17 protein-coding genes are annotated in these 25,262 nt (G+C 39.2%); 12 read left to right on the top strand and 5 right to left on the bottom strand.

Annotated features, from left to right (window positions below; genetic code table 11):
- Positions 1–160 precede the first annotated feature (160 nt).
- The 3 genes from RIV7116_RS25140 to RIV7116_RS36580 form a co-directional block, all read right to left on the bottom strand.
- Positions 161–451 (bottom strand): hypothetical protein, encoded by a 291-nt coding sequence (locus RIV7116_RS25140; RefSeq protein ID WP_044292323.1) that lies wholly within the window; start codon positions 449–451, stop codon positions 161–163.
- Between the two features lie 146 nt (positions 452–597).
- Entirely contained in the window at positions 598–1,230 is a 633-nt protein-coding gene (locus tag RIV7116_RS25135; RefSeq protein ID WP_015121143.1) for a hypothetical protein, read from the bottom strand.
- 334 nt (positions 1,231–1,564) lie between these two features.
- Positions 1,565–6,283, bottom strand: a complete 4,719-nt coding sequence (locus RIV7116_RS36580) for a DUF4157 domain-containing protein (protein ID WP_015121142.1) — start codon at positions 6,281–6,283, stop codon at positions 1,565–1,567.
- Between the two features lie 540 nt (positions 6,284–6,823).
- Between RIV7116_RS36580 and RIV7116_RS34200 the strand changes: the two genes are divergently transcribed.
- The gene (locus tag RIV7116_RS34200; protein ID WP_015121141.1) at positions 6,824–7,255 is read left to right on the top strand and encodes a hypothetical protein; all 432 of its coding nucleotides are present in this window, start codon (positions 6,824–6,826) and stop codon (positions 7,253–7,255) included.
- A 36-nt stretch (positions 7,256–7,291) separates the two neighbouring features.
- Here the strand turns inward: RIV7116_RS34200 and RIV7116_RS37435 are convergent, their stop codons facing one another.
- On the bottom strand, positions 7,292–7,417 hold the full coding sequence (locus RIV7116_RS37435; protein WP_015121140.1) for a hypothetical protein: 126 nt from the start codon (positions 7,415–7,417) through the stop codon (positions 7,292–7,294).
- Positions 7,418–7,716: 299 nt separating this feature from the next.
- On the opposite strand from RIV7116_RS37435, the gene RIV7116_RS25120 reads away from it, so the two are divergent.
- The 5 genes from RIV7116_RS25120 to RIV7116_RS25100 all read left to right on the top strand — a co-directional run bounded on the left by RIV7116_RS25120 (position 7,717) and on the right by RIV7116_RS25100 (position 13,234).
- A complete protein-coding gene (locus RIV7116_RS25120; RefSeq protein WP_015121139.1) occupies positions 7,717–8,127 on the top strand; it encodes a hypothetical protein in 411 nt (136 codons plus the stop codon).
- Between the two features lie 66 nt (positions 8,128–8,193).
- A complete protein-coding gene (locus tag RIV7116_RS25115; RefSeq protein ID WP_015121138.1) occupies positions 8,194–9,759 on the top strand; it encodes a phage tail sheath C-terminal domain-containing protein in 1,566 nt (521 codons plus the stop codon).
- Positions 9,760–9,769: 10 nt separating this feature from the next.
- Complete coding sequence (locus RIV7116_RS25110; RefSeq protein WP_015121137.1) at positions 9,770–10,315, top strand: phage tail protein; 546 nt, start codon at positions 9,770–9,772, stop codon at positions 10,313–10,315.
- Between the two features lie 112 nt (positions 10,316–10,427).
- A complete protein-coding gene (locus RIV7116_RS25105) occupies positions 10,428–11,165 on the top strand; it encodes a T4 bacteriophage base plate protein (protein WP_015121136.1) in 738 nt (245 codons plus the stop codon).
- Positions 11,162–13,234: a hypothetical protein gene (locus tag RIV7116_RS25100; RefSeq protein WP_015121135.1), complete on the top strand. Its 2,073-nt coding sequence runs from the start codon at positions 11,162–11,164 to the stop codon at positions 13,232–13,234. Before RIV7116_RS25105 ends, RIV7116_RS25100 begins: the two co-directional genes overlap by 4 nt.
- A 1,056-nt stretch (positions 13,235–14,290) precedes the next feature.
- Here the strand turns inward: RIV7116_RS25100 and RIV7116_RS34565 are convergent.
- Positions 14,291–16,861, bottom strand: coding sequence for a DUF4157 domain-containing protein (locus tag RIV7116_RS34565; protein WP_063721474.1), 2,571 nt, complete (start codon positions 16,859–16,861; stop codon positions 14,291–14,293).
- 717 nt (positions 16,862–17,578) lie between these two features.
- Here RIV7116_RS34565 and RIV7116_RS25085 point away from each other — a divergent pair.
- The 6 genes from RIV7116_RS25085 (at position 17,579) to RIV7116_RS25060 (ending at position 25,169) form a co-directional block, all read left to right on the top strand.
- Entirely contained in the window at positions 17,579–18,790 is a 1,212-nt protein-coding gene (locus tag RIV7116_RS25085; protein WP_044292318.1) for a DUF4255 domain-containing protein, read from the top strand.
- Positions 18,787–20,748, top strand: a complete 1,962-nt coding sequence (locus tag RIV7116_RS25080) for an ATP-binding protein (RefSeq protein ID WP_015121131.1) — start codon at positions 18,787–18,789, stop codon at positions 20,746–20,748. Before RIV7116_RS25085 ends, RIV7116_RS25080 begins: the two co-directional genes overlap by 4 nt.
- A gap of 240 nt (positions 20,749–20,988) precedes the next feature.
- Complete coding sequence (locus RIV7116_RS25075) at positions 20,989–21,696, top strand: class I SAM-dependent methyltransferase (RefSeq protein WP_232435723.1); 708 nt, start codon at positions 20,989–20,991, stop codon at positions 21,694–21,696.
- A 108-nt stretch (positions 21,697–21,804) separates the two neighbouring features.
- Positions 21,805–22,071 (top strand): hypothetical protein, encoded by a 267-nt coding sequence (locus tag RIV7116_RS25070; RefSeq protein WP_015121129.1) that lies wholly within the window; start codon positions 21,805–21,807, stop codon positions 22,069–22,071.
- Between the two features lie 247 nt (positions 22,072–22,318).
- Positions 22,319–23,764 carry a hypothetical protein gene (locus tag RIV7116_RS25065; RefSeq protein WP_015121128.1) on the top strand — a complete coding sequence of 482 codons (1,446 nt, stop codon included), beginning with the start codon at positions 22,319–22,321 and terminating at the stop codon, positions 23,762–23,764.
- 109 nt (positions 23,765–23,873) lie between these two features.
- Positions 23,874–25,169 (top strand): DUF1822 family protein, encoded by a 1,296-nt coding sequence (locus RIV7116_RS25060; protein WP_015121127.1) that lies wholly within the window; start codon positions 23,874–23,876, stop codon positions 25,167–25,169.
- Positions 25,170–25,262 lie beyond the last annotated feature (93 nt).

Raw genomic sequence — 25,262 nt, 5'->3', positions numbered from 1 at the left:
TCCTAATAATCCGCGAGTTACTAGTGGTTTGTCCCATTCACTGTTACGTCTCCCTAGATTTGAAGAGAAACGAACCCGTCATATTCCTTTATCCGAAGGCGCTGAAGCGCAACTACAAACAATAATGTGCCCATCAACATTAATTATTTAACGTTCGTCGTTAAACTTCAGGAATCGGAACCCGCAACATTCTACCGGGTTCTGCAATTAGCTCAGGAGGATTCATTGCATTATTAGCATCGCAAATCTGCCAAAACTGTTCTGAGTCTCCCAAAGTTGCAAAAGTAATCAAATCCAATCTGTCCTCATCTTTAACAATCACCTCTTCCGCAATTGGCATATCTCTACCCTGGGGTAAAAAGCGACGGCGCTTATAAGCAATTCTACGACCATCAGTAGTAGTAATTTGAGCAGTTTCTAAGTTGTAATAGCGGCTTGTTGGTTCAAACATAAAAATGGGGCATTGGGGATTGGGGATTGGGCATGGGGGATTGGGCATGGGGCATTGAGGATTTAAAACTCATTACTCATTACTCCTAACTCCTAACTCCTAACTCCTAACTCCTAACTACCTAAATCGAGCATTTACATTAAGCCTTAACTTGTAAGATTTGTAATGCTATTTAGCCTTGCCATGCCTTCTTTGAATTTATGATGCGCCATAAACAGCTGAGATCCACGTTTCTTCCAAGGTAAATCGTTATAGCTGAGGACTCGCAAACCAAGTGAAACTTTGGCACGTATGGGATTAAGGTTGATATCGTAAGCTTCTTCGGTAATACTGAAATCTGTTATCCGCACGGGCAGCAAACGCTGAACTCCCCATACCAGGAGAGTCATTGGTGCTTCCATCGGTACAATTTCTAAGCTTCCCTTATCAGCTAGCCGCATATTTTTCTTAACCTGCCCGCTAGTTGGATAAATCAAGGTTTCCAGTGCCGATAATTGTGGATATATACCCAAAGTAACGGCGGACACCTGACCTTTTTCCAACCCATCGGTGGCATCAATTTCTATATCCAGCTTGAAAGTTTCTACTGGTGCCCCTTCCAATCGTAAGGCTTCCATACGTTCGCCACCTTCATTGCTCGTTGCCTGTACCTGCAAGGTACGACTCAGAGATTCTGGGTTGTATTGAAAGGGAATTATGTCTGAGACTATGGTTCCAGATGAATTTAGAACGACAATAGAACCTTTTAGCAGTCGTGGATATGGGGGATAGGCAGTCATATCAACTGATATCCTTTATGCTTGTATGAATAAGTAATTATGCGGAATTTTTTTGCTACTCAACCAACTTATTTGGAGTATAAAATTGGGCCAAATCCGATATATTTTTTAATTTTTAATATCGGTGGAGTTAATTTTTTAACTATTAAGTTATTAGCCGTATGTATAATAATAGCGTTTAGCTGTTAAAATTGAAGTTTTTTTTAGGTTTTATCTAAATTTGTAATGATAGTTAATATATGGTGATGTTGAGGGTTGGTTTCTCAAGTCGTTTTATTAGGGTTGGGTTATGTTCCTAATCCCAAGATACGGGCTACGATCTATCATAAAAAATTTACATATAGCGGACCTTTTTTGTTTGTTTTAATCTCTGTTGAGCAAGTTTAATTCCTATTTCTGTATTTTTAGGGTTTTTAGCAATTTCTAGAATATCTTTTTTTGTCTTATTCTTATTATCCTGCCAGTAAAAATTATCTCCAAACTTCTCTATTTCAGCTATATAATTGTTTAGCTGATAATTATAGGCGTTGAAAAACTCCACTATTTTATTTGAGTCTTGATTTAAATCATTAATAGCTCTGTTCCATGCACTAAGCCTACTTTGGTTTTCACTATACTTTTCATAGTTAAAATCAAGATCGTTTAATATCTTCCGTCTGAATGTCTTACGCTCAATATTTTTGATTGCCTCATTGATTGTTTCTTTATCAACAAGCATTTTTTTTATTATTTTATTATTTTCTAAAATTACTATTTTTATATTATTCTTTAATCCTTGAGGAAAACTTGAATCTTCCTTGGTTTTTGACAATTCTACTTTGTCCTTATCAAATCCTGGATCTGTTCTACTCTGGTGGGCTGTACTATCAAACTCAGCTTTATATTCGTCAACCCCGCTTTGGCTATTTAATTCAGAGTGAATAGTTTTTTTCAGTGCATCCTCAGATGTCCTCTTACCATTTGCATCCAGCTTATTAGCTTCACAAATTAAATCAGCCGTAACTTTACCTTGAGAAAGATTGATCTGTTTTTGGTCAACTTCAACTTTGTAATAAACCCAGTACCCCTCCGTATTGACCCACTTTTTAACGTAAGATTCGACGTGGTCTACATGTTTTTTATTTGCACCAGCAGTAATGGGGTATAAGTTTCTGTTTTCTCCTGGTCCACCAAGATTATCATTTAAGAGATGACCTTTGACGTATTTTTCATCATTACCCTTTTTAGGATCTGTTGGTAATTTTTCCATAATTTTTGCTAGTGCACTGCTTTGAGGACCTCCTCCTTGTGGATGATTAGGACCTAATTTAGTAGCAGTCATCTTTCGTCCAACTGGAAAACCTGCAATAGTACCGCCTTCAAAAGTAATATCTTGACTAAGTCCTAGTCTATTGCTGTGGGTTGTATCTCCTTCATTCAGTTTTAAGGGTCCTTGTTGGTTAAGATCAATAGTTGCCTTTGGATTGATTTCCATCATAATAGCAGCGGATGGAGTACCTAATTTTTCCCACTCAAGCTTCTTCAATCTAAATTTATTTTTTATAGCTGGAAAAGCCTTTTCTACTTGAGCGATACTCATAGATTTTGAAATAATTTCTTTTAAGGCTTTCTGAGCAGCCTTTAAATCATGCTCTTTTTCCTCTGGAGAACGCTCATCTTTTTCCTGATTACTCTTTTCTTTATTAGCTTTCTTATTCTTCTTACCTTTCTCCCCTTTAAACAACCCCTCAGCTTTCAAAAGCACCTTATCAATCGCCTTATCAATCCTCTCCCGAATCTTACCAACAATCTTCTCAACCTTCTTCGCCAAACCACTAATTCCCAACAAAGAAGCCAAGAAACCAATCACCACAGGTACAGCTTTCGCCAAAGCATTTTCAACCAACTTAGCTGCACCACTAACAGCACCAGAAGCAATTTTCACTACTGCATCGACAACCGCATTTACCAATTCCAATACTTGTTTACCACGATTGACGAAGAACCTGATAATGTCATAAATTGCCATTGCGGCTTTGATAAATGCTGATGCTGGATTTAAGAAACTCAGAATCCACTTCACCCCGGCGGTTATCACCTGAGTAATTACCATGTTCTTGATTTCGCTGATAACTGTTTCTTTTAAATCGCTGAAGTCTTCCTTAACCTGTTCCCATAGCCCCATTGCACCTTGCGATCGCAATATTTGAAAAATTTCGACGCTCTTTTCCATACCAGCTACTACTGGCTCGCCAAACATTTTGACTGCTTTTCTACGGATGTTATTAAACGTTAAATCTAATACTTGTGTTACTAAACTAAATATTCCCGGTAAGCTAAAGACATCGTCGGGTATTTGAATACCTATTGGTCCTAAGGCTCCCGTCAGCCAGCCAATCAAACCGGCTTGTAGGTGTTTGCCAATGTTAGCGACAAAGTTTTCAAAGCCTTGTTTAATACCACTAATTAAGTTACCTAAAAAACCGATGGGGTCTGCAATTATGTTAGTAATTACACTAGCGCCTTTTTTCAAGACATTCAGCAGCATCTCTTTGAGGTTCTTGATAGTGCTGATGACTCCGGTTATGGCATTGGTTGCTTGATCGACTAAACCTTGGTTAGCAGCTTTGAGTTCTTTGATGCCCGAATCAATTACTTGCAGGTTTTCGTTATATTTTTGCGCGAGGTTATTAATTAACTCATCTTGTTTGCCCTCAACGCTTTGTTCTAACTCGTTGAATTGACTTTGAATATCTGTAGCAGCTTGTTGCCCTACTTTTTTCAGATTTTCGGGTAATTGAGCTACATATTCTTTAATTTGCTGCCTACCTTTGGTGATTTCTGACTTAGCATCGATTAAGCCGCTACCAATAATGTTGACAATTTTATCAATGGCAACATCCATTTTTTGTAGGTAAAATTGTCGTCCTTCTTGGTAAAAAACATTAACTTCTGAAGGCATACCCAGTAGTTTATCCTTACCCCAGCGAATCCAACCTAATTCACCACTATAGCGCTCATCTTTGTAAGCCTTCATTTTTTCATCTACGTAATCCTCGAAGGCTTTTTTGGCTTGATTGGCACCAGTTTCAAATTCTGTATCTACTTTATTATCTAAACCGTTGAGAATTTGCTCAACTTTGGTTTTAGTTTGCTGATAAATTCCTTGAATATCTCCAGCAACCTTAGCTCGTGCTTGCTCATCTTTACCTTTAGCTTCAACTTGCTGCTGTAGTACCCCAGATAATAATTGAGTGCGATCGCTATGCATTCCTTGCAGTTTTTCTCCTGCTGTGGCTGTGGCTTCTCCTTGGGCTTGGGTTAGCTGGTTTTGCTCAAATTGGCGATATTCTTGGGGTGCAAGTTGGGCATTGGTTTGAGCTTGTGTTTTGGCTTCTAAAGCGGTTTTAAATTGTGGTTGATTAGATTTAGCTAATTGTTCTTCAGTAACATTAGCTTCAGCCATTTGTTGCTCAAGTTTTTGGCTATTTTCTTGTAGCGGTGCTTCAACTTGACTTTGTTTTTTGGCTTTGGGAACAGCTTTTTGAGCGCCAATATTTTTTGTTGCTGCTCCCGCTTCGTTAGAAGCTAGGGGAGTTACTGATTTTGGTTTGATAATGCTGGTATCTGGCGTTTGTTGCGCTTTCTCTGTTAATGGTGTTTGAGATGCAGTTTGCTCTTGCTCGACTGTATTTTGCATCTGGCTTTTAACACCAGCCAATTTATGATTATTTTTAAAATTATCCGCTTCTTCAAGATTTTTAGGAGCCGCTTCCTTGATGCGCTCCATTAATTTAGTTTTGAAAGCAGCAGCATTAAAACCAGGGGTGGGAGCTTGTTCCATTTCACCCACTTGATTCGCTTGGGCTTTGCTTTCTATTTCACTTGCAGGGCTTTCGGCTGCATCTTGGGCTTGTTTGGCTTTCGTACTCGCTGGGGCGTGTTTTTTCTCTTTACTTGCAACACTTTTAGCCTTAGCAACTACCGCTTGAAAATCTGGATCTGATTCTGGGGAAGTAGGAGCAGTTTCTTCCTCTGCTGTTTCAGTAGCTGTTGCAGTAATTTCTTGATTCTCAGCTTCTAGAGGTGCTGCTTCTTGATTTTCTTCTTGTTTCTCTTCGGAAGTAACAGATGTTGTATTTATTTCTTGCTTCGGGGCAGTTTCTAGGGGTGCGACTCGATTAACAGTATTGTTTGCTGCTAATTCTTGCTTTATCTGTGTATTTATCTCATATCCCGGTACTTCCTTCATCTGAAGGTTTAAATCGGGCTTATGATTGATTTTATTTATTGTTTTTGTAGCTTTATCAATTAATTTAGGCTGTATCTGTCCACCAGTCTGCTGAATAGTATGCGTCAACTCATGCGCCATCAACTCATTATTACCAGGAGACTTACCCGCACCAAAATAAATATGATTGCCACGAGTAAAAGCTTGCGCTGTTAACTCCCGATTCATCTGTACGGCATTTGAATCAGTATGCACCCGCACGCCACTAAAATCAGTCCCAAATCTATCTTCCATGAAAACACGGGTAGACTCAGGCAAAGGTTGTCCGCTTCCCCTACTGGCATTAAGATGATTTTCTAAATTTGGTGCAACTCTGGGTGTCTTTGATTTATTTGGTTTTGCTTGTAAAATTTTTTCTTCGTCGTCTTCCTTGTCTTTTTCTATTTCCTGCCGTTGCAACTGTTCTTCAGAATCGGAATTTAATGATAGAAAACGAGCAGGCACAAGGGGAGAGGGGTTTATCCTTCTTTCGGGAAGCGGATGCGGCATCTGCATTACCTGCTCTGCTACCCTATCAGCTTCTCGCTCGTATTTATCTCCCGGTTGCCCGATATTCAACTTAGGCTGAATTTTTGGTAAAGAAGTATGACGTACTGGTACAGAGCTAAAATCCCAGCTAACACCAGACTCCTGGGAAGTTTGAGATTCTCTAAAGCTTTGTAAATCTTCTTGCTCGTTGACTCTCTCCGTCTGCTGCCCAGAACGTTGCAGCAGTCCATCAGAAACCAACTTTTGAGAGGTTTCTGAGTTTCTTTGGACTTGAGAATGCGAACGAGTAGTCATTGTCTAAACCCCTCAAATTACCGACAGCGGTTAACCTCGATATAGTTTGTAGTTTAAAGTCAAAACTCAAAAATAGATATTAACAACTACGAATTAATTGTATAAATTGATATTTTCTTTCTTTCTGATACCATAATCAACTTTCTACTGCCGTAAATTTCAGAGAGGTTTTAATAATTATTTATTACACTTTGCAATTTGTAACCAACCTAATTGAAATATAACGTAGCGTAATATTTATACTGAAAGCCTTGTATCATACTTAGTTGGGTGGATAGGTTAAAAATAAATTAAATATCGAATAAATGAAATATAGACTAGTAGCGAGAAGTAGCTGCCTTTGTTTATCTGATATATTTCTAGCAGTAATAACACAAATTTTTATTCACCGTATTTACCTGAATAGTCACGACTATGGTGAATAATTTGCAATCTGCAATACAAAAAATGATACAAATTGTTGCTAAAAACAGATTTCGGTATACCGAAGTTATCATTTGCAAGTAAATTCATGAGTATGGGTGATTAAGAATAAAAACCATGAAGCTCATCCAATATCAAGCTAATGTTCTTTGGGATAACCTCTCTAGCCCAAACACCGCTAAAATTTATCAACAGGCTCTAGTTAAAACCTGGAACTTATTAAAAGAAACAGCAATATTGCTTTTGATGCTGTTGTTATTAGTGGTGGTGTTCGTTCTTTGGGTATGGCACATCGGGTTTACCATTGGCTGGAAGTTTCGCCAATGGATGGAATCGCCAAATAAAGAACCAGAAAAATTAGTAGAGAATACTATCAAATCGCTTGTAAATTCTTTTGCACAAGTTTTTAACTGGGTGAAGAATTTTGCTAAAAAGAGATTGGGATTGGAATTACCTGAATCCGAGTTTAAATTTTTGCAGGGAGACTCTCAAACAGAAACCAATACAAACAAACAAGAAAATTCTGAGTCAAAAGTTAAGAGTAAGTAAATTATTACTAACTCCTAACTCATAATTCCTAACTTGTTACGGTTTGTTTAATTCTCCATCTGGTGGTACAGTCGGCTTTTGAAAATCGTAAGCTAGAAACCCAACAACAAACGCAAGAATAAAGGGAATTAGTATTAACCAAGCAAAAAGATTTCCTAACATACAGCGAGTTTTCCTTAAAACTTACATTTTCAATTATTAACAATAAAAACTTGAATTACAACTATGTCAAACTCTATGTTGACAATATTTATGCATTCAGCTTAAGTCACAAACCTGAGAATTATAAATATTAAAAAATAGTGATTTTTCTGAAAAAAACGTGTAATTTCGGAATACATTTGCTTTTATATTTACATGCATAAATATAGTGGTTCTTTAACAGCTATTGACAAAAATATTATTTTTTGTGTGACAGACATTTTTTTCTTAGTATTTGATACTTTGTGAGGAAACTTTCAATGGTAGATATCAAAGTTCAACTTAGCGCAAAAGTTTCGGGAGGACCCCAAGCCTCCCTTAATGAAGATATAAAGGTTGAGGCTTATAACAAAATCGAAGTCGCTATTCAACCAGGTGACACAGACAAAGTTGTTAACGTTGCACAAGGAGATAAAGGAGAGATTAGCTTTTTGCTGATTACATCAAATTTGTATAGTTCTGAAGAAAAACTAACTTACAAAGTTGGCGATAAAGAAATTCAACTCGATCAACCCCAAATTTTCTTGGGTACGGGGGCTGTGTCATTACTAGGGGAAAATCTCAACCAAATTCAATTTTCTAATAAACATGAAAAAGCCACAGAAGAAGGTAAACCCGATCCAAATAAAGCTGATATTGAAATTTTAGTCGGACGTGATGCGACTCCCTAACTCACTCAAAATTAATAGTCATGAAAATAAGTTGTAAGTAATAAAGTTATTAGAGAGGAATAAATTATGCCTACCGCTCCCACCTATCCAGGTGTTTATATAGAAGAAATCCCTAGTGGTGTACGTACTATTGTTGGGGTTGCAACCTCCATAACTGCTTTTATCGGAATTGCAAGCAGAGGACAGACAAATAAACCAGTAAGAATTCAAAGCTTCGCCGACTTTGATCGTCAGTTTGGTGGCTTATGGGTTAAGAGTACCATGAGCTACGCCGTACAGCAGTATTTTCTCAATGGTGGTACGGATGCAATTATTATCCGAGTAGTTGCTAGTGATGCAACCAAAGCAACTGCAACTGTAGGGGGGCTGGAATTAGAAGCTAATAGCCAAGGGGATTGGATGAACGGTTTGAAAGCCGTAGTAAATTACGAAACCAGACCCCAAAGACCGAATGAAGCCCCTCTGTTCAATCTCAAAATTCAACAAGTCCAAGATGCTGATGGTCAGCCTTTAAATCAACCCGCAGTATTGGAAGAGTTTCGTAACATTTCCGCAGATGAAGATTCCCCTAGGTTTGTGACTACAGTTTTAGAACAAGAGTCTGCACTAGTCAGCGTTGCGAATAACCCTAGCGAACGTCCATCAGTAGGAGATGCTAGTTTTTCTGGAGGTGCTAATGGTAGTTTGCCTACCTATGGTGACTATACGGGAGAAGAAAGCGATCCAGACGACCCAAATAGCGGCCCTTCTACAGGTATTTATGCTTTAGATGCGGCGGATATATTTAATATTTTATGCATACCACCAATAACTAGAGACCCCGGAGACTCAGTTGATGCAGTAACTACTTTGTTTCCCGCAGCTCAATACTGCAAAAAGCGTCGAGCAATGCTGATTGTAGATCCTCCAGCAAATTGGAAAACAATTGGTGCTGCAAAAGATGGTGTAAATGACTTACGTTCGGCTTTAGGTAATGCTTTTGCTACCAATGCGGCTGCGTATTTTCCCAGGTTAAAGATGCCCGATCCGTTAAAAGAAAATCGCATTCAGGAATTTGTGCCTTGCGGAATTATCGCCGGTATATTCGCCCGTACAGACGCTCAAAGAGGAATATGGAAAGCTCCAGCAGGAATAGAAGCATCAGTTTCTGGCGTTCGTCAACTTGCTTATAAAATGACCGATCTCGAAAACGGTATTCTAAATCCATTGGGTTTAAATTGTATTCGTAGTTTCCCCGTATATGGCAATGTAGTTTGGGGAGCCAGAACTCTCGCAGGTGCAGATCAACTTGCTTCGGAATGGAAATACGTACCGGTGCGACGTTTGGCATTATTTATGGAAGAAAGTCTTTATCGCGGCACTCAGTGGGTGGTATTTGAACCCAATGATGAACCTTTATGGGCGCAAATTAGGTTAAATATTGGCGCTTTTATGAACAATCTCTTCCGTCAAGGGGCATTCCAAGGCAGCAGCCCCAAGGAAGCTTATTTTGTGAAATGCGACAAAGACACTACCACTCAAAATGATATAGATCGAGGCATCGTTAATATTATTGTCGGTTATGCACCCCTCAAACCTGCGGAGTTTGTGATCATAAAATTCCAACAAATCGCTGGTAATATTGCAACTTAAGGAGTAAATAATGGCACAGTTTAGCGTTAATGCCAACCGCTTTGACCCCTATAAAAACTTCAAATTCCGGGTGAAGTGGGATGGTAAATATGTAGCTGGTATTAGTAAAGTGGGAATGCTCAAACGAACCACTGAAGTTGTGGAACATCGGGTAGGAGGAGACCCCAGTACGGTACGTACATCCCCCGGACAATCCAAGTACGAACCCATTACCTTAGAAAGGGGAGTTACTCACGACTTGGATTTCGAGAAATGGGCAAATAAAGTATGGAGTTTTAATAACGCTCAAGCTCCAGCAGATTCACGCACTCAGGAAGTATCATTAGCTGACTTTCGCAAAGACATCATTATTGATGTTTATAATGAAGCCGGTCAAAAAGTTATTTCATATAATGTTTTCGGTTGTTGGGTATCGGAATATCAGGCTCTACCCGAACTTGATGCTAGTGCTAATGCGGTGGCGATTCAGTCAATTACTTTGCAAAACGACGGTTGGGTTAGGGATGAATCTGTAGTTGAACCAAGTGAGCCAAGTTACGAAGATCCAGCGGCTTAGGAACCTCACCCCAACCCTCTCCTTAACAAGGAGAGGGGGTAGAGGGGGAAGAGTGGGGAGAGGGGGAAGATAATTTCTAACTCCTAACCACTAACCACTAACTACTAACACTATGCGTCCTTTATCAGCCCAGCAGATTTTAAGAATTTGGGAAATCGGACAAAGTCAGCATCCTTTGGATAGAGCGTTGACTTTACTTGCTTTTGCTTGTCCGGAAATTTCTCCACCGCAGCTCGCATGTTTGAGTATTGGACAGCGGGATGCTTATTTACTAACCCTTAGAGAAATTACCTTTGGGCAGAAAATGAATGGCTTGGCTGAATGTCCAAATTGTGGCGATCGCCTAGAATTTGATATCAACATCCCGGATATCCGCGTTGCTGAAATCTTGTCACCCAAAGTTGAAAAATATAACTTGCAGGTGGAAGGGGTGGAATTACAATTTCGCTTACCAAATAGCAAAGATTTAGCTGCCATTGTGGGCTATAAGGATGTTAATAAAGCTAATTCTGTGCTAATGCAATGCTGCATTCTCCAAGCTAGTCAAAGCGGTAATTCCCTTGATTATGATGACTTGTCTGCAACGGTTATCAATCAACTTGTGCAACAAATGGCTGAATGCGATCCTCAAGCGGAAATACTCCTAAACCTAAGTTGTCCGGCTTGCCAACATTCTTGGCAGTTGCTGTTTGATATTGTGTCATTTTTCTGGACGGAACTCACGGCTCGGGCAAAACGATTGTTGCAAGAAGTACATACTCTGGCGCGGTTTTACGGATGGCGAGAAGCTGATATATTGTCCATGAGCAGCATCAGAAGACAAATGTATTTGGACTTGATAGGCTCATGAATGACTTTATCGCTACGATGACTGCACGCGCTATAGGGGGAATACCCGTTGTAGAGCCTTTGATGCATTCGATGTATTTAAATTTGCCTGTAATGCCTGGTGATTATACAGAAGATGCATCACCGGAACCCGAGCCTTCAACATTTATTGATGATGAACCAGATTTAAATTTTATGTCTCTGGTACCTTCCAAGGGATTATCATCAGCTATGCCAAGATTAAACGAAGGTTCTCTGGGAGTAGAATCTCAATATGTTGAGTCGGAATTACGGCAGGTTGGGGATGATGGGGAAACGATAAAGGAAGATAATTCGTTGGAATCGGGATTTTATGATTCAAACGCAGAGGGGCGCAAGGTTGAGCGCAAAGGGACGCAGAGTTTTTTGAGTGGATTAAATAATTCTGATTTCAGCGGGGAAACGGAGATAATACCGCAGGTAAATCATTTACAACCAATATCGCAATCTGTGGAAGCTGATGTTGAGTTGGATTTAAATACATCTACTTCTGAGTCGGAATTAAAGCAGGTTTCAGAAGCTGGGGAAACGATAAAGCAAGATAATTCGTTGGAATCGGGATTTTATGATTCAAACGCAGAGGGGCGCAAGGGTAAGCGCGAAGGAACGCGGAGGTTTTTAACTACATCAAATAATTCTGATGTCAGCAGGGAAACGGAGGTATCACCGAATATAGTACCCCAGGTAAATCATTTGAATGCGGCATCGCAATCTGTGGAAGCTGATGTTGAGTTGGATTTAAATACATCTACTTCTGAGTCGGAATTAAAGCAGGTTTCAGAAGCTGGAGAAACGATAAAGCAAGATAATTCGTTGGAATTGGGATTTTATGATTCAAACGCAGAGGGGCGCAAGGGTGAGCGCAAAGTAACGCGGAGGTTTTTGAGTGGATTAAATAATTCTGATGTCAGCAGGGAAACGGAGGTATCACCGAATATAGTACCGCAGGTAAATCATTTGAATGCAGCATCGCAATTTGTGGAAGCTGATGTTGAGTTGAGTTTCAATACATCTATTCCGAAGTCGGAACTAAGGCAAGTTTCAGAAGAGATTGAGTTTCCGAATGCAGACGATGGGGAAACAATAATATCTGTAGAAACACCAAAGGAAGATAGTAGTACAACTGCTACTAGTTCCAATAATATTAACAGTGAAAGGGATATATTACCGAATATAGTACCGCAGGTAAATCATTTACAACCAATATCGCAATCTGTGGAAGCTGATGTTGAGTTGGATTTCAATATATCTATTCCGAAGTCGGAATCGTATCAAAATTCCGATAATACTCGTAAACAATTACCAGAGCAATTTACAAATACACAAAATCAACCCTCAGAAAAAGTGGCAGGAGTAGATAAATTAGACATTAGCAGTGTTGAAAATCCTAGCCCTAATAAAATTACATCCAAGCAGCAAACTAAAAAATATGATGGTGTAAACAAAAATATTGCACCAAAAACTGTTAAGCCCAATTTGAAACAGCAAGCCTTAGCTCCTCAAGTAAATCGGGTTGAGACAACAAAATTTTCTGTAAAGCCAGATATACAGTTAAATACGGCGCAGTTAAACTTACAAAATCCATTACAACAACAAAGGATAGAAAAAACTAACACCGGGGAAACTATCAAAGCACAAACTGGGGAATCAATACTTGCAAGTAATTCTAAATCGCAAACTCCAGTTTCTACACCACAGCAATCTATCCGATTAAATCTAGTAAATGACGAGCATACCAATACTGACTTTGTAGAAAAACCTGAAATTCAAAACAGTATTTCAAGAGTTGAACCAGATATTAATAAACATAATTCTGTCATCTCTCCAAGGGAAGATTTAGTTAAAAATGCGTCCTCAATTCATACCCAAATAGAAACTAGACGGCATCAAGCAGAACCTCAGCCATCACCTACAATTAAAGTTACCATTGGTCGTATAGAAGTACGGAAAAGTCAACCAGAAGCATCTGCAAAAGCTCAAACCAGAAAGTCTACAAAAAAAAGTCCCGCTCTTTCTCTAAGTGATTACTTGAAACAGCGTGATGGGAAGTAGCTATTGCAGTCAAGAGTATGGCAAAACGAGTGGTTTTAGAAATTAGTGATTCAACACGTATTTTATATTTAGCGCTGCCTGTGAGTGCTTATGAAACTTTTGAAAAGCGCGGAATTTGCACAAATCTCATTGGTACAATTTGGGTTTGGTTTGTTGGGTTTCATGCTTCAACCCAACCTACGAGGCTAAATAGCAAACTATAATCTCCCCCCAACAGCAATTTATCCGACCAAATTTACATTTAAGCTCAACTTTAGTTGGTAGATTGGGTAGATCTGTAGCGTTAACGAAGTGTGTCCGGAGGAAATAACCCAACATTTGGGGAAAGGAACATCAAATTAGATATCGTAATGTTGTGAAATCAGTGGGGATGTTGGGTTTCGTTGCTCAACCCAACCTACAGGCTTCAACCCAACCTACGTACTGTCAGATTTTTTCTCCCCCCGCTCCCCCTGCTCCCCCTGCTCACCAAAACGATGAGTGATTACTTGAAGCAGCGCAATGGGAATTGAGAACGAGAGTTGGGATATTCAATTCTTCCCAGTAAAGAATAAATGTAGGTTGGGTTAAACGTAGTGCAACCCAACAAATGTAAGTGAAAAAAGATAGATATGATGTTGGGTTTCGTTCCTCAACCCAACTTACGTACTCAATTCTTCCTAGTAAATAATAAATGTAGGTTGGGTTAAACGTTAGCGTAGCGTGTCCGTAAGGACATAGTGCAACCCAACAAATGAAAGTGAAAAAAGGTGGATATAATGTTGGGTTTCATTCTTCAACCCAACCTACGTGCTGTCGGCAGGGGTTAAGGATAGCGAAGAAAAGCATTGAACGGATGTTGGACAAGGTTTCTCGGCTTTATGAGCAAGGTGCGGATGATAACCGCATTTAGGAATATGTGGGGCGGTGGTGTCAATGGGTTAAGGGTGGGGTTGATGGGTTGGTTGATTTGTTGGGTTTCGTTCCTCAACCCAACCTACTAGATCAGCGTTAGCACAACGAGTACGGCGATCGCACTGAAGTGTTGTCTATTTATTCGTTGTCCCAGTGGGGTTTTTATATGTGGGATGGAACACTCGGTGTTGGATCTTCTTGTCGCGGTCTTTTTGGTGTAGGTTCCTTGGGTTCGACATTTACATTTTCTGTGTTGTTAATTACCTTTCCTATCAACCTTTTCAGTGTTTCCTTCTCCTTCTGGTCTTCTAGGTCTTCTATTCCTCGTTCCAACAACTCGGGGAGCAATGTGGCGGCGAGGTTCATGTCCGTCTCCGTGCTCTTATCAATCATTGTGGGTCCTTGGGCATTCGTTGAGGCGTCTTTTCTCTCTGTTGTATTCTGCACGCCTTTTTCGTAAGTAGTCGGGGCCGACTGGACCCCTATTCCTTGTGTCTCGGGTGCATGCTGCACTGCGATATTGGACCTTTCGACCTCTATTTGACTTGCAATGGCCTTATATTCCGTCTGAGCTCTCTTTCTTCCTTCCTCCACATATTTCAAGATCTGCTTGTGTTCTTCGACTTGGGTCGGGGTCATGTCGAGGCCTATAAACTCGATTATTCTTTCCACGGGTGCTATTTCCCCCTTGAGGGATAACAATGGGTGTCCCTGCACAAAACTTGCCGTGTAACCATAGGTTGTTTCTTTTATTTGCCACCCAAACGGATTTTCTGTGTGCCAATATTCTGGATTCGTTCCGTTTGCAGCACTGTTGCCTGCTATCTTGTCCGTCGGGGGGGTGATCTTATGTTTTTCGGTAGGTTCTAATGCCGCCTTCCATTCACTGGGGAGCCTTGCTGGTATGGTTAACTCCTGATCTAATCCTACGTCAATCAAGTCGATTTTACTCGAATCTTTTTTTTCTAGTACGTTGTAGTCCACTAAAGTTTGTAAACTCACCTTGTAGTCTGCTGGATAGTTTAGTGTTACTGTCAATCGAGGTTTTGAGCTGAGATCCACATTTTCCACTAGAGCTTGATATGCTTGTCGGTTGAACTTTTTGTCTTGCGGGGCAAGGTTACCACCATTGTACGCAATATTCTTTTTTTCAGTGTCAAAAAATTTATCAGCTAGTAAATGACCTGTATCAATTGCGCCTTCCGGTAGGTATCCGGAGAGTGCCTTCCTTTCAAATTTCCCTAACTCTCTTATTTTTCCATATGGTTCGACCGATCTGCCCCGAACACCTGGCGCACTCACTATTTTCCCAGTTGCCTGTTTGGCGCGGTCTTGGGTATTATAACCATCCTTGTTTTTAATATCCGGACCTTCCTTCAAGGATACGACATCCCATAAATTATATGATTGGTTGCCTTTTATTGCCTGTATTTTCGTCTTTGATATTATTCCGTTTATGGTATTCACATTCTCATCAGGGTTATATCTCACCTCCTCAATCTTTCTCTGAATAATTTTTTGAGTCGTTTTCTTTTCCTGGTCAGTTTTAAACATCATCTCTTTCAATTTTCTTGGCCATATTGCCTCCGGTCGATTATTAGCAATTCCAAATCCATGCAACCCAGTACCCTTCTTTTGAGCAACAGAATTTGCAACCGATTTACTTTGATTATCTTTTGGTTTCATATTTATGGCCGTAGCACCCATCACATCCGCCTCTTTTTCCAAACCCACATCATCATTCACTTTCACCTCACCAAGCATCTGTATTGTGGGTTTTACTCTTCCCTGCTTTTGCTGTACCACGTGCCAGGTCTCATGAGGTAGGTGTTTTTCACGTCCAGGTCCTAAGTATATAACGGTACCCTGAGCATAAGCGTGTGCTTGTAATTGCGCAGGCTTTTCAGAATTGTAATGCACTTTTACATCCTCCATTGAATACCCCGAGAGGTTTTCAATGCCCGTTTTTAAATTATCAGGTAAACCCGTATTGTTTTCTTTCTTTTGGATGGGCTGCTGTTGTTGAGCAGAATGATTATCCGCCATTCTCTGCAACTGAACTGCTGGCGTTGCCGACACCCGCGTCCGGTTGATTCCCGATGTCAAATCCCCAGAAGCTTCCCCACCGTCAGCACGTCGCTGCACCATCGGTTTCATCTGTAATTCTTCTCGCATCTCTTCACCCTGGATTTGGGCTAACGCTATTTCACGTTGAAGTAAGCTTATCTCTGGTTTTGCAAGTTTTGCTTCCTCTTCCGATGCTTCCAGACGATGTGATAACGGCTCTTGTGTCATCAGGGATGTATCTGGGGCATTTTTCCGTTGAACCACCTGAGATGCTACCCTATCTGCCTCTTGTTCATACCTATCCCCAGCCGCTCCAATAGTGAACTTCCTCTGCACAACAGGTAATCCACCTCCATGCACAGGCACCTTCACAAAACTCAGATTCAAACCCGATTCCCCAACAACCGCAGATTCTACTTCTTTCCCCGGCAACTCACGCACCGCTGCCCGCTGTAACCAACCACTACTCGAATGAATATTATTCTGGGATTTATTTTGCTGTTGACTTAATCCTTGACGCTTCATTAACCAATCCTCCGATAATAGATTGGGCAATTGACCTACCCATGTCGGCTTTATACACTTAGTTGCACTCACCGTAACAGTCTGGCTATAAATCGCACCACTATCTTCTAAGTGGAGAGGAATACTATTTTCTTTCAGCAACCGCGAAACTCTTCTTTCACGATAGCTTGTAAACGAGAACGCTAACTGCGGGATAAGTCAACCCCTTTTATAATTATGCGCTCCATGTTCAATTTTAGACTCATAATATTTGTGACAATTTTGTCTCTATTTGTAAATTTTCGCGTTCTGGTTACAAGACACTAAAAAAACTCTTGTATCTTAAAATAAGTAATAAACCATCCCCCCTGGGTTAATAGATGCGTGATTTAGTTGAGGAAATGTGAGTCAATGCTTATAAACCGTTGGCTAATAGTTCAAATCCTCTTTAGAGGACTTGGATTTTTAAACTCAGTCCGTTTTAACTGACATCTTGCACCATTCTCTACTTGCCCTAAACCCGCCTTGTAAGCCGGAGGCTTTCTCGCAGAGAAATCAATTTCAAGGCTGATATACAAAGTACGTTGAAAACGTACTAAAAGCCTCTCCCAGTCTGATTTATCAGACTTTGTTTTTGAGCCTGGGAATTTATTCCAAGGCGGTTATCGCGACTGGTGCAAGATGTAAGCGCCCAACTAGCGGCTATCGCCACTAGCAACAAATGAAACTAACACATTTAGTTAAAGCTCAAATCCTTAGTGGATAAAGGTTTTGAAATGTGCAAGTTAGGAGTTTTAATGGACTTATGCTATGAGGCTGGGATTTGCAATCTCAGACGGAATATGGGGAATCGAAATATTTATTGATACATCATATGTTATGAGTAATTCACTAGCGATCGCCGCTGTCACTACTACGTTACGTAATCTAATTGCCAGGGGTATTGGCGATGAACTTGGTAGTGGTAGTGTAACTACGCGCCCTCCGGATAAAGCTAGAGAAAATGGTGAGAGCAGCAATCAAATTAATATTTTTCTCTACCATACTTTGCCTAATGCGGCTTTACGCAATCAAGATATCCCCAGTCGTGTTAAACCTGGGGAAACGGGAAAGTTACCGTTAGCGTTAAATCTCTACTATTTAATTACTGCTTACGGACAAGATAATGATGATATTTTAGGTCATCGTCTGTTGGGAGCGGCTATGCGGGTACTTCACGATGCTGCTATTTTAAAGCCGGAGGATATTAAAGCTGCATTACCAGAAAGTAATTTACATCAACAAATTGAACGCATCCGCATTACTCCTGTGTCTTTATCTCTGGATGATGTATCTAAGTTATGGACGACGTTTCAAACTCAATATCGCATCTCGGCTGCTTATGAAGTATCTGTAATTTTAATTGATAGTAGTCTTCCAGTTAAAACACCACTACCAGTTTTAACTCGCGGCTCGGAAGATAAGGGTGTAACTGCACAAGCTGATTTAATTCCACCTTTCCCTACTTTGGAAACATTACAGTTACCAAATCGGCAGTTAAGCGTTCGTTTGGGGGAAGAGATTTCTGTAAAGGGACATAATTTGAATAGCGATGATGGTAGGGTATTGGTTTTATTAAAAAACAAAAATTTAGATATCTCTGTTGAGTTGGAATTACAGCAACAAAGTTCGGCAACAGAAATAAATATTCAGATACCCAACCAACCTGCTGATTTCCCGGCGGGATTTTACACGGTTGCAGTCAAACTCCGACGGGAAGGAAAAGAACAAACAACTAATGCTTTACCTTTTTCTCTCGCTCCTAAAATTGAGCCAAATACTCCCAATAATCAAACCGTAACCATAATTTGCACTCCTCAAGTCTGGCAAGATCAAGAAGTGACTTTATTATTAGGCTCGCGCCAACTTTTACCAACTGAACAACAAACACAAAATCCTGGTAAGACAAATACAATAAGCTTCAATGTGGAAACTATTCCGGCTGGAGAATACTTTGTTCGTTTGCGCGTCGATGGAGTGGATAGTTTATTAATAAATAATTCCGTCAAACCTCCTGTATTTGATTCCAGTCAAAAGGTGAGGCTCTCATGAATGATGCAAATTTCTGGTTTGAAAATAATGAAAAGTATTTAGCTATAGCGCTAGAGTGGCTGCGATTGCGCTTACAAAAAATGGCTGGCGAAGAAGTAGCAGATACAGATATTGAGCAGGCATATGCAGCAATGGCGGAAGTTGCAGCCGTTGAACCATATCCCACGCTAATATCTTTAAGTCGCCGGTTTGGGCTTTCTGCTTTCGAGCAAAAAGTTTTGCTTTTATGTGCGGGAATGGAACTGGATACGGGGATTGCTGGTTTATGTGCCAAGGCTCAAAAAAACAGTCAAAGTCCCTATCCAACCTTTGCTTTAGCACTTTCTTTATTTAACGAAGCTGCTTGGGATGTGGTTTCACCAGAGCGCCCTTTGCGTTATTGGCAGTTAATTGAAATAAATCGCGTAGGTAGTCAACCTTTAATTACTAGTGCTTTAAAAGCAGATGAGCGGATAGTTAATTATCTTAAGGGTTTAAATTATTTGGATGATAGACTGGCAAGTTTAGTTATGCCTGTAGAAACTAATGTCGGCATACTACCACCTTCCCAGAAAACCATTGTTGACAAAATAATCTATCGCCTCAAACAAGCAAATTCTGCAACACATTTACCGATAATTGAGTTATTAGGTAGCGATAGCTCTAGTAAAGAATTAATTGCCAGTCATACTGCTGCGGCTTTTGGTTTGCAACTTTATCGCTTGCCATCTGGATTATTACCAACCCCAGCAGCAGAATTAGAAACTTTTCTGCGATTGTGGCAAAGAGAAAGCATATTAATGCCAGTTGCAATTTACCTTGATGCCAAAGAACAAGAAAACTCTACAGCTAAAACTTCTGCTTCTCCACTCAAGCGTTTTTTATCGCGCTACCATAATTTATTATTTCTCGATACTTACGAATCGCCGCAGTTAAGTAGAGCCAGCGTCAGTTTCGATATTACTAAACCCACAGCCCCAGAACAACAGGCAGCTTGGACAAATATTCTTGATAATTCGGTTAATCCAGAAAGCCCTTCACTTTTAGCTTCGCAATTTAATCTCAACCTTTCCACCATCGAGAAGAATGCAAGCATAGTATTTAATCAAAATATTACAGATAAAAATGAACTATATACTCGTTTGTGGAATGCTTGTTTAGTCAGCACTCGTCCGCAATTAGACAATCTAGCTCAACGTATCGATACCAAAGCTACCTGGAATGATATTGTACTGCCATCGGAAGAAACAAACTTGTTGCATCAAATTGCAGATCAAGTTAAACAACGCCGTCAAGTTTATGAAAATTGGGGATTTCAACGACGGATGAATCGGGGCATGGGAATCAGCGCTTTGTTTGCTGGGGAAAGCGGTACGGGAAAGACAATGGCAGCGGAAGTAGTTGCTAATAGTTTGCAATTAAATCTGTACCGCATTGATTTATCGGCGGTGGTAAGTAAATATATTGGAGAAACCGAGAAAAACCTCAGAAAGCTATTTGATGCTGCTGAAGATGGTGGTGCTATCTTGTTTTTCGATGAAGCCGACGCTTTATTTGGCAAACGCAGCGAAGTCAAAGATAGTCATGACCGTTACGCCAATATTGAGATAAATTATCTATTACAACGGATAGAATCTTATCGGGGATTAGCGATTTTAGCAACGAATATGAAAAGTTCCTTGGATACAGCTTTTCTACGAAGACTGCGATTTATTATTAACTTTCCCTTCCCCGGTAAATTAGAACGAAAACGGATGTGGCAGAAAGTTTTTCCCGAGGAAACACCGATAGAATCATTAGACTTTGAACGTTTAGCAAGATTAAATTTGACTGGTGGCAGCATTCATAATATTGCGATTAATGCAGCTTTTTTGGCAGCTAGGGAAGGTACGGCTGTGACGATGCAATTTGTATTAGCAGCAGCACGAACCGAATTTCGTAAATTAGAACGACCAATTAATGAAGCGGATTTTGCATGAGAAATAATGGTCAACATATAACTTGCAATTCTACTATAAAATGTTTAGGAATGGTAGCAACTGACATATTTTATTGTAGGGTGCTGTGACAATTGCGTAAGTCCTGATGTTAATCAATTTGAAATTCAAAAACACATAAATTACATGTTAAAACAATTCTTAGGTTATTTAGTTGAGTCCCCTTTTAAAAAAAGTGTTTGGAAAATATGGTACAACTCTTTGACATCAAATCTTGTCAATATGAAAATTACTTTTTTAAATTATGGTTATGCCGATTTAAATTCTCATGCAAAACAGTTAGAACTCAAAGATTTGGAACAGAATGAAGTTTATTGCGCTCAACTTTATCATTACGTAGCTTCTTTTATTCCTCTCAATGGCTTAGATGTTCTGGAAGTAGGGTGTGGGCGTGGTGGGGGTAGTTCATATATTCAGCGTTATTTAAATCCACAAACAATGACAGGTGTTGATTTATCAGAAAGTAATATCAACTTTTGTCAAAAACAACATATTGTTCCCAACTTAAATTTTTGTGTGGGAGATGCAGAATCTCTACAGTTTCCCGAACATTCATTTGATGCTGTAGTTAATGTTGAATCATCTCATTGTTATACTTCAATCGAAAAGTTTTTTGCCGAAGTTTTTAGAGTTCTCCGCCCTAATGGTCACTTTTTCTTTACTGATTTTCGACAAACAGCAGACATTGATGATATCAAAAATAAATTAGAATCATCGGGCTTTAAAATATTGAAATCAGAAATAATTACTGAAAATGTTATTAAAGCGATGGATATAGAAAACGAAAGAAAAATAGCAATTATTAAGGAAAATCTTCCTAATTATTTACAAACATTAGCAACCTGGTTTGCTGGATGTCAAGGAACTCCGATTTATGAAGGCTTCAAAAATCAACAGGCTGAATATTTTTACTATGTTTTACAAAAGTAGCAGTTTAATCAAAAGTATTTGCGATCGCTTGTTATCTGCTCTAATAGATTTGTACAATTTTACTTTTTGAGTACTTTTAAAATTTATGTCCCAAATATCACAATCACCATGAATATTAATTTACAAATTGAACGGATAATCTTAGATGATATTGACATACCTCGCAGTCAACGTTACCGGTTACAAGCAGCTTTAGAAACGGAATTATCTCGGTTGTTAAATGAAAACAATCTTCCTTCCCAGTTACAAAATGGCGGCACTATTTCGAGCTTACCTGCGACTGTAAATGTAACTAAGGAGATAACACCCGAACAAATGGGTACGCAAATAGCCCAATCAGTTTATCAAGGAATGACTTCGGAAGCAGCGCCATAATGTGAATCGCAAAACGCTTCAACACTCGCTAAATAAGCTTTACAGCTAATATTTCTTGAAAAAAGAATATTTTTGCATGAGTCTTCTAATCTCAGAAATAGAGTTATTTGGAGATTTTCTTAATTTGGAAATCAACCGCTCTATTAATTTATGTCGCAAATTGCTGTAAATTGCGCGGATAATTGCTTTACATTAAAGGAGGTATAACAATTAGATAATAATCAACTTTGAGTAAGAATTCATAGCTATGGAAGACTTATCAAAGTACTGGAAATTTTTCAAGATAAACTCTGCTGGCAACATTCAGTTTGAGACTATTGCGGATGCTCAAGCTTATTTTCAATCAGAATTTGGCAATTTTGATGAAACAGTGGGGATAACGGATTCTGCGATTGTACGTCAGCTTTGGCAACAGCACATGCTTTATCAAAGCAGTGACTCATTGGGCAATTCTGGGAAAGTTAATTCCTACAAATGTGGAGCCGCAGAATTATGTTTGCGCTGCTATATTTCTGGGTTAATTACTTGGGTATGTTCCGACTTAGGAGTCAGATTTGGTACTGAGAATGGTTTTAGCTGTAAAGATTTATTACCCTTCGTATTGGACGATGAAGTTTTGTTGCAATCATCCCGCCAGACTTCTTATCAATCCTTAGCAACTCTTATTATACAAACTTTTGACCCTACTAAAGGTTCGCTTAAAACATGGGTAAATCGTTACGTAAAACAGCATCCAGAAATTCACAGATTTTTACTAGAGCATGGGATATTTTTAATTAGTGACTGGGCACTTTTAAACGACACCAATCCCAAAGAATTGCAGCGAATTGAAACAAGAATGTATCAATCGGCATCCTTGGAAATTCAGCAATCGAGTCAGTTACTAATAAGTTATCATGCAGTTTATCGTGAAGACCGTTTACAGCAAAGATTAAGAGGAAAAACTTTACCTTGTCAGCCACCAACATCCGAGCAATTAATGCGTATTGTCCAAGATTTGCAAGCTCGAACGAATTACAAATTAAGTTCGGAAGCGGTATTAAGTCAACTTCAAGCAATTGCAGCAAAATTAAGACAATATCGGATTGCAGCTAAAGGAGGTTTGATTTCAACGGTTTCAATAAATCAGCCAGAAGTTAAATCGGTAGTAGAGTCTTCCTTAGCGAATCAAACAGATAGAGATACCGAACAACTTGAATTTATCAAGCTGTATCAAAAAGAATTTAGGGATAGTTTGGATTTAGCGATTTCTCAAACTATTGAAGATTTTATATCTCGGTTTAAACGTAAAAGTTCTTTAAAGAGTGCAGCATTTATTAAAGGCTTATATCTTTTTCATTGTCAAGGTAAATCCATGAGCCAAATTGCGCCAGAAATTGGATTGAAGAAACAATACGAAGTTACTCGTTTGTTGAAGTTTAAGGAGTTAAGTACTGATATTCGTCAAAGGTTATTGAGTATTTTAGGCGAGCGGGTGATTGATACTGCCGAACATTTTACAAATACTTCTAGCTTAAAAAGTTTAGAAAAACAGGTCGAATTAATTTTAGATGAACAAATTTCAGATATTATTCAAGAAGCAGAATCAGAAGTCAAAAGTCCGGTACGCAATCATCCTTTGCGTAATTTGATAGCTCGTCGGATTTGTAGTTATTTAGATAAAAGAAATACAACGGCAGTAAATATTTTTTAAACGCAGAGTAGCGCCAAGGAAAACGCAAAGGAACGCAGAGCTTTTTTATCATTCCAATGCAACCGGAATTAATATCACTCCCTCCCTACCTCTATCTCCTCTTTTTACAATGAATACACCTCTATTGAATTCAGATTTTATTGATTTATTTGATTTGCAGTCTTTAAACGAGACGCGAATTGAGTTATTAACAGAACATTTGCGTAAAGCTGCGCGTTTAAGTCAGTCAATAAGCAACGTACAACAACGCTGGCAAGTTTATATTAATGCTTTGGCAGTTTTAGGATTTGAGCAATGGCTTTTTGAACGCGCTCCCGATTTACAAATAGAAAGCGAGCAATCTTCTATTTGGCAACCAAAATATGCGAATTTGCTACCAGCAGGCTGTAATATTTGGATTGATAAATTCAAACTCTGCATTATAACTGGCAGTAATTTAATTGATGAGCATAGCATTCCCTTTGCTATTTTCGATATTCCCGATTTTGCGGCTCATTTATATGTATTAATGCAAGTAGTGGAGTCCAAACAACAAGTAGCTATATCGGGATTTCTGAGTTACGAACAATATTGCCAATATCGACAAGCAGCAAAACTGCAAATCGAGCAAGATTGGACTTATACAATACCTCAAACTTGTTTTAATCAAGATGCTAACGACTTATTACTCAATCTTCGTTGTTTAGCAGCAGATGCAATTCAATTGCCTTTGTCTACAAATATTGCACCTGAAACTGTCAGAATATTAAAACAAAAACTATTAAAACTTAAATCTCAGCTTAAACATAAATATCCCTGGCAATTACTTACAGTTGAAGAAGGTATTACCTTACTAAGTAGTCCGGAATTAATTGATTGGGTATATGAAAATTCTGCACCTTCACCGATACAACCTTTGATTAATGTTGCTAATTGGTTAGGCAATCAAGTTGATGCCATGACAACTGAATTAGGGTGGATACTAATGCCTTCACTAAGGTTATCAGAAATGCGCTCCTTAGAAAATTTTGACCAAGTAAGAACGGGATTGGAACAGCAAGGAGTTCAGATTCCCGTCACAGCAAGAGGTGCTTACCAAGATTTAGAGTGCAACGAAGACAGTAGTTTACGGTTATATGCTATTACCTGGTTATTAGACTCAACAACTCGCGACAAGCCGGAATGGATATTGCTAGTTGTTTTAGGTTCGCAACCTCAATCTTCAATGCCAAAAACTCTTAAGCTAGAATTGCGCGATGAAACACAGTTATTATTTGAACAAAATTTAAAAGATACAAGTCAAGGTATCCTTTATGCTCAAGTAGTTGGTAATTATGGAGAGCGTTTCTGGATTAATATCACTATTAATGAAGAAATTGTAGTTGAAATTCCACCTTTTGCTTTTGAATTAGAAGAAACGAATTAGTTGTTAGTTGTTAATTAGTAGGTTGGGTTGAACGGAGTGAAACCCAACACCCAAGTTGGGTTTCGTTCCTCAACCCAACCTACAATTTTTCGG

The organism is Rivularia sp. PCC 7116 (genome assembly GCF_000316665.1).
Taxonomy (GTDB): domain Bacteria; phylum Cyanobacteriota; class Cyanobacteriia; order Cyanobacteriales; family Nostocaceae; genus Rivularia.
This window is presented reverse-complemented; position numbering and strand designations above follow the sequence as displayed.

Bases quoted from the DNA above. Each gene is read 5' to 3' on its own strand.
- RIV7116_RS25140 (WP_044292323.1), bottom strand. From the start codon at position 451: ATGTTTGAACCAACAAGCCGCTATTACAACTTAGAAACTGCTCAAATT.
- RIV7116_RS25135 (WP_015121143.1), bottom strand. From the start codon at position 1,230: ATGACTGCCTATCCCCCATATCCACGACTGCTAAAAGGTTCTATTGTC.
- RIV7116_RS36580 (WP_015121142.1), bottom strand. From the start codon at position 6,283: ATGACTACTCGTTCGCATTCTCAAGTCCAAAGAAACTCAGAAACCTCT.
- RIV7116_RS34200 (WP_015121141.1), top strand. From the start codon at position 6,824: ATGAAGCTCATCCAATATCAAGCTAATGTTCTTTGGGATAACCTCTCT.
- RIV7116_RS37435 (WP_015121140.1), bottom strand. From the start codon at position 7,417: ATGTTAGGAAATCTTTTTGCTTGGTTAATACTAATTCCCTTTATTCTT.
- RIV7116_RS25120 (WP_015121139.1), top strand. From the start codon at position 7,717: ATGGTAGATATCAAAGTTCAACTTAGCGCAAAAGTTTCGGGAGGACCC.
- RIV7116_RS25115 (WP_015121138.1), top strand. From the start codon at position 8,194: ATGCCTACCGCTCCCACCTATCCAGGTGTTTATATAGAAGAAATCCCT.
- RIV7116_RS25110 (WP_015121137.1), top strand. From the start codon at position 9,770: ATGGCACAGTTTAGCGTTAATGCCAACCGCTTTGACCCCTATAAAAAC.
- RIV7116_RS25105 (WP_015121136.1), top strand. From the start codon at position 10,428: ATGCGTCCTTTATCAGCCCAGCAGATTTTAAGAATTTGGGAAATCGGA.
- RIV7116_RS25100 (WP_015121135.1), top strand. From the start codon at position 11,162: ATGAATGACTTTATCGCTACGATGACTGCACGCGCTATAGGGGGAATA.
- RIV7116_RS25085 (WP_044292318.1), top strand. From the start codon at position 17,579: ATGAGTAATTCACTAGCGATCGCCGCTGTCACTACTACGTTACGTAAT.
- RIV7116_RS25080 (WP_015121131.1), top strand. From the start codon at position 18,787: ATGAATGATGCAAATTTCTGGTTTGAAAATAATGAAAAGTATTTAGCT.
- RIV7116_RS25075 (WP_232435723.1), top strand. From the start codon at position 20,989: ATGAAAATTACTTTTTTAAATTATGGTTATGCCGATTTAAATTCTCAT.
- RIV7116_RS25070 (WP_015121129.1), top strand. From the start codon at position 21,805: ATGAATATTAATTTACAAATTGAACGGATAATCTTAGATGATATTGAC.
- RIV7116_RS25065 (WP_015121128.1), top strand. From the start codon at position 22,319: ATGGAAGACTTATCAAAGTACTGGAAATTTTTCAAGATAAACTCTGCT.
- RIV7116_RS25060 (WP_015121127.1), top strand. From the start codon at position 23,874: ATGAATACACCTCTATTGAATTCAGATTTTATTGATTTATTTGATTTG.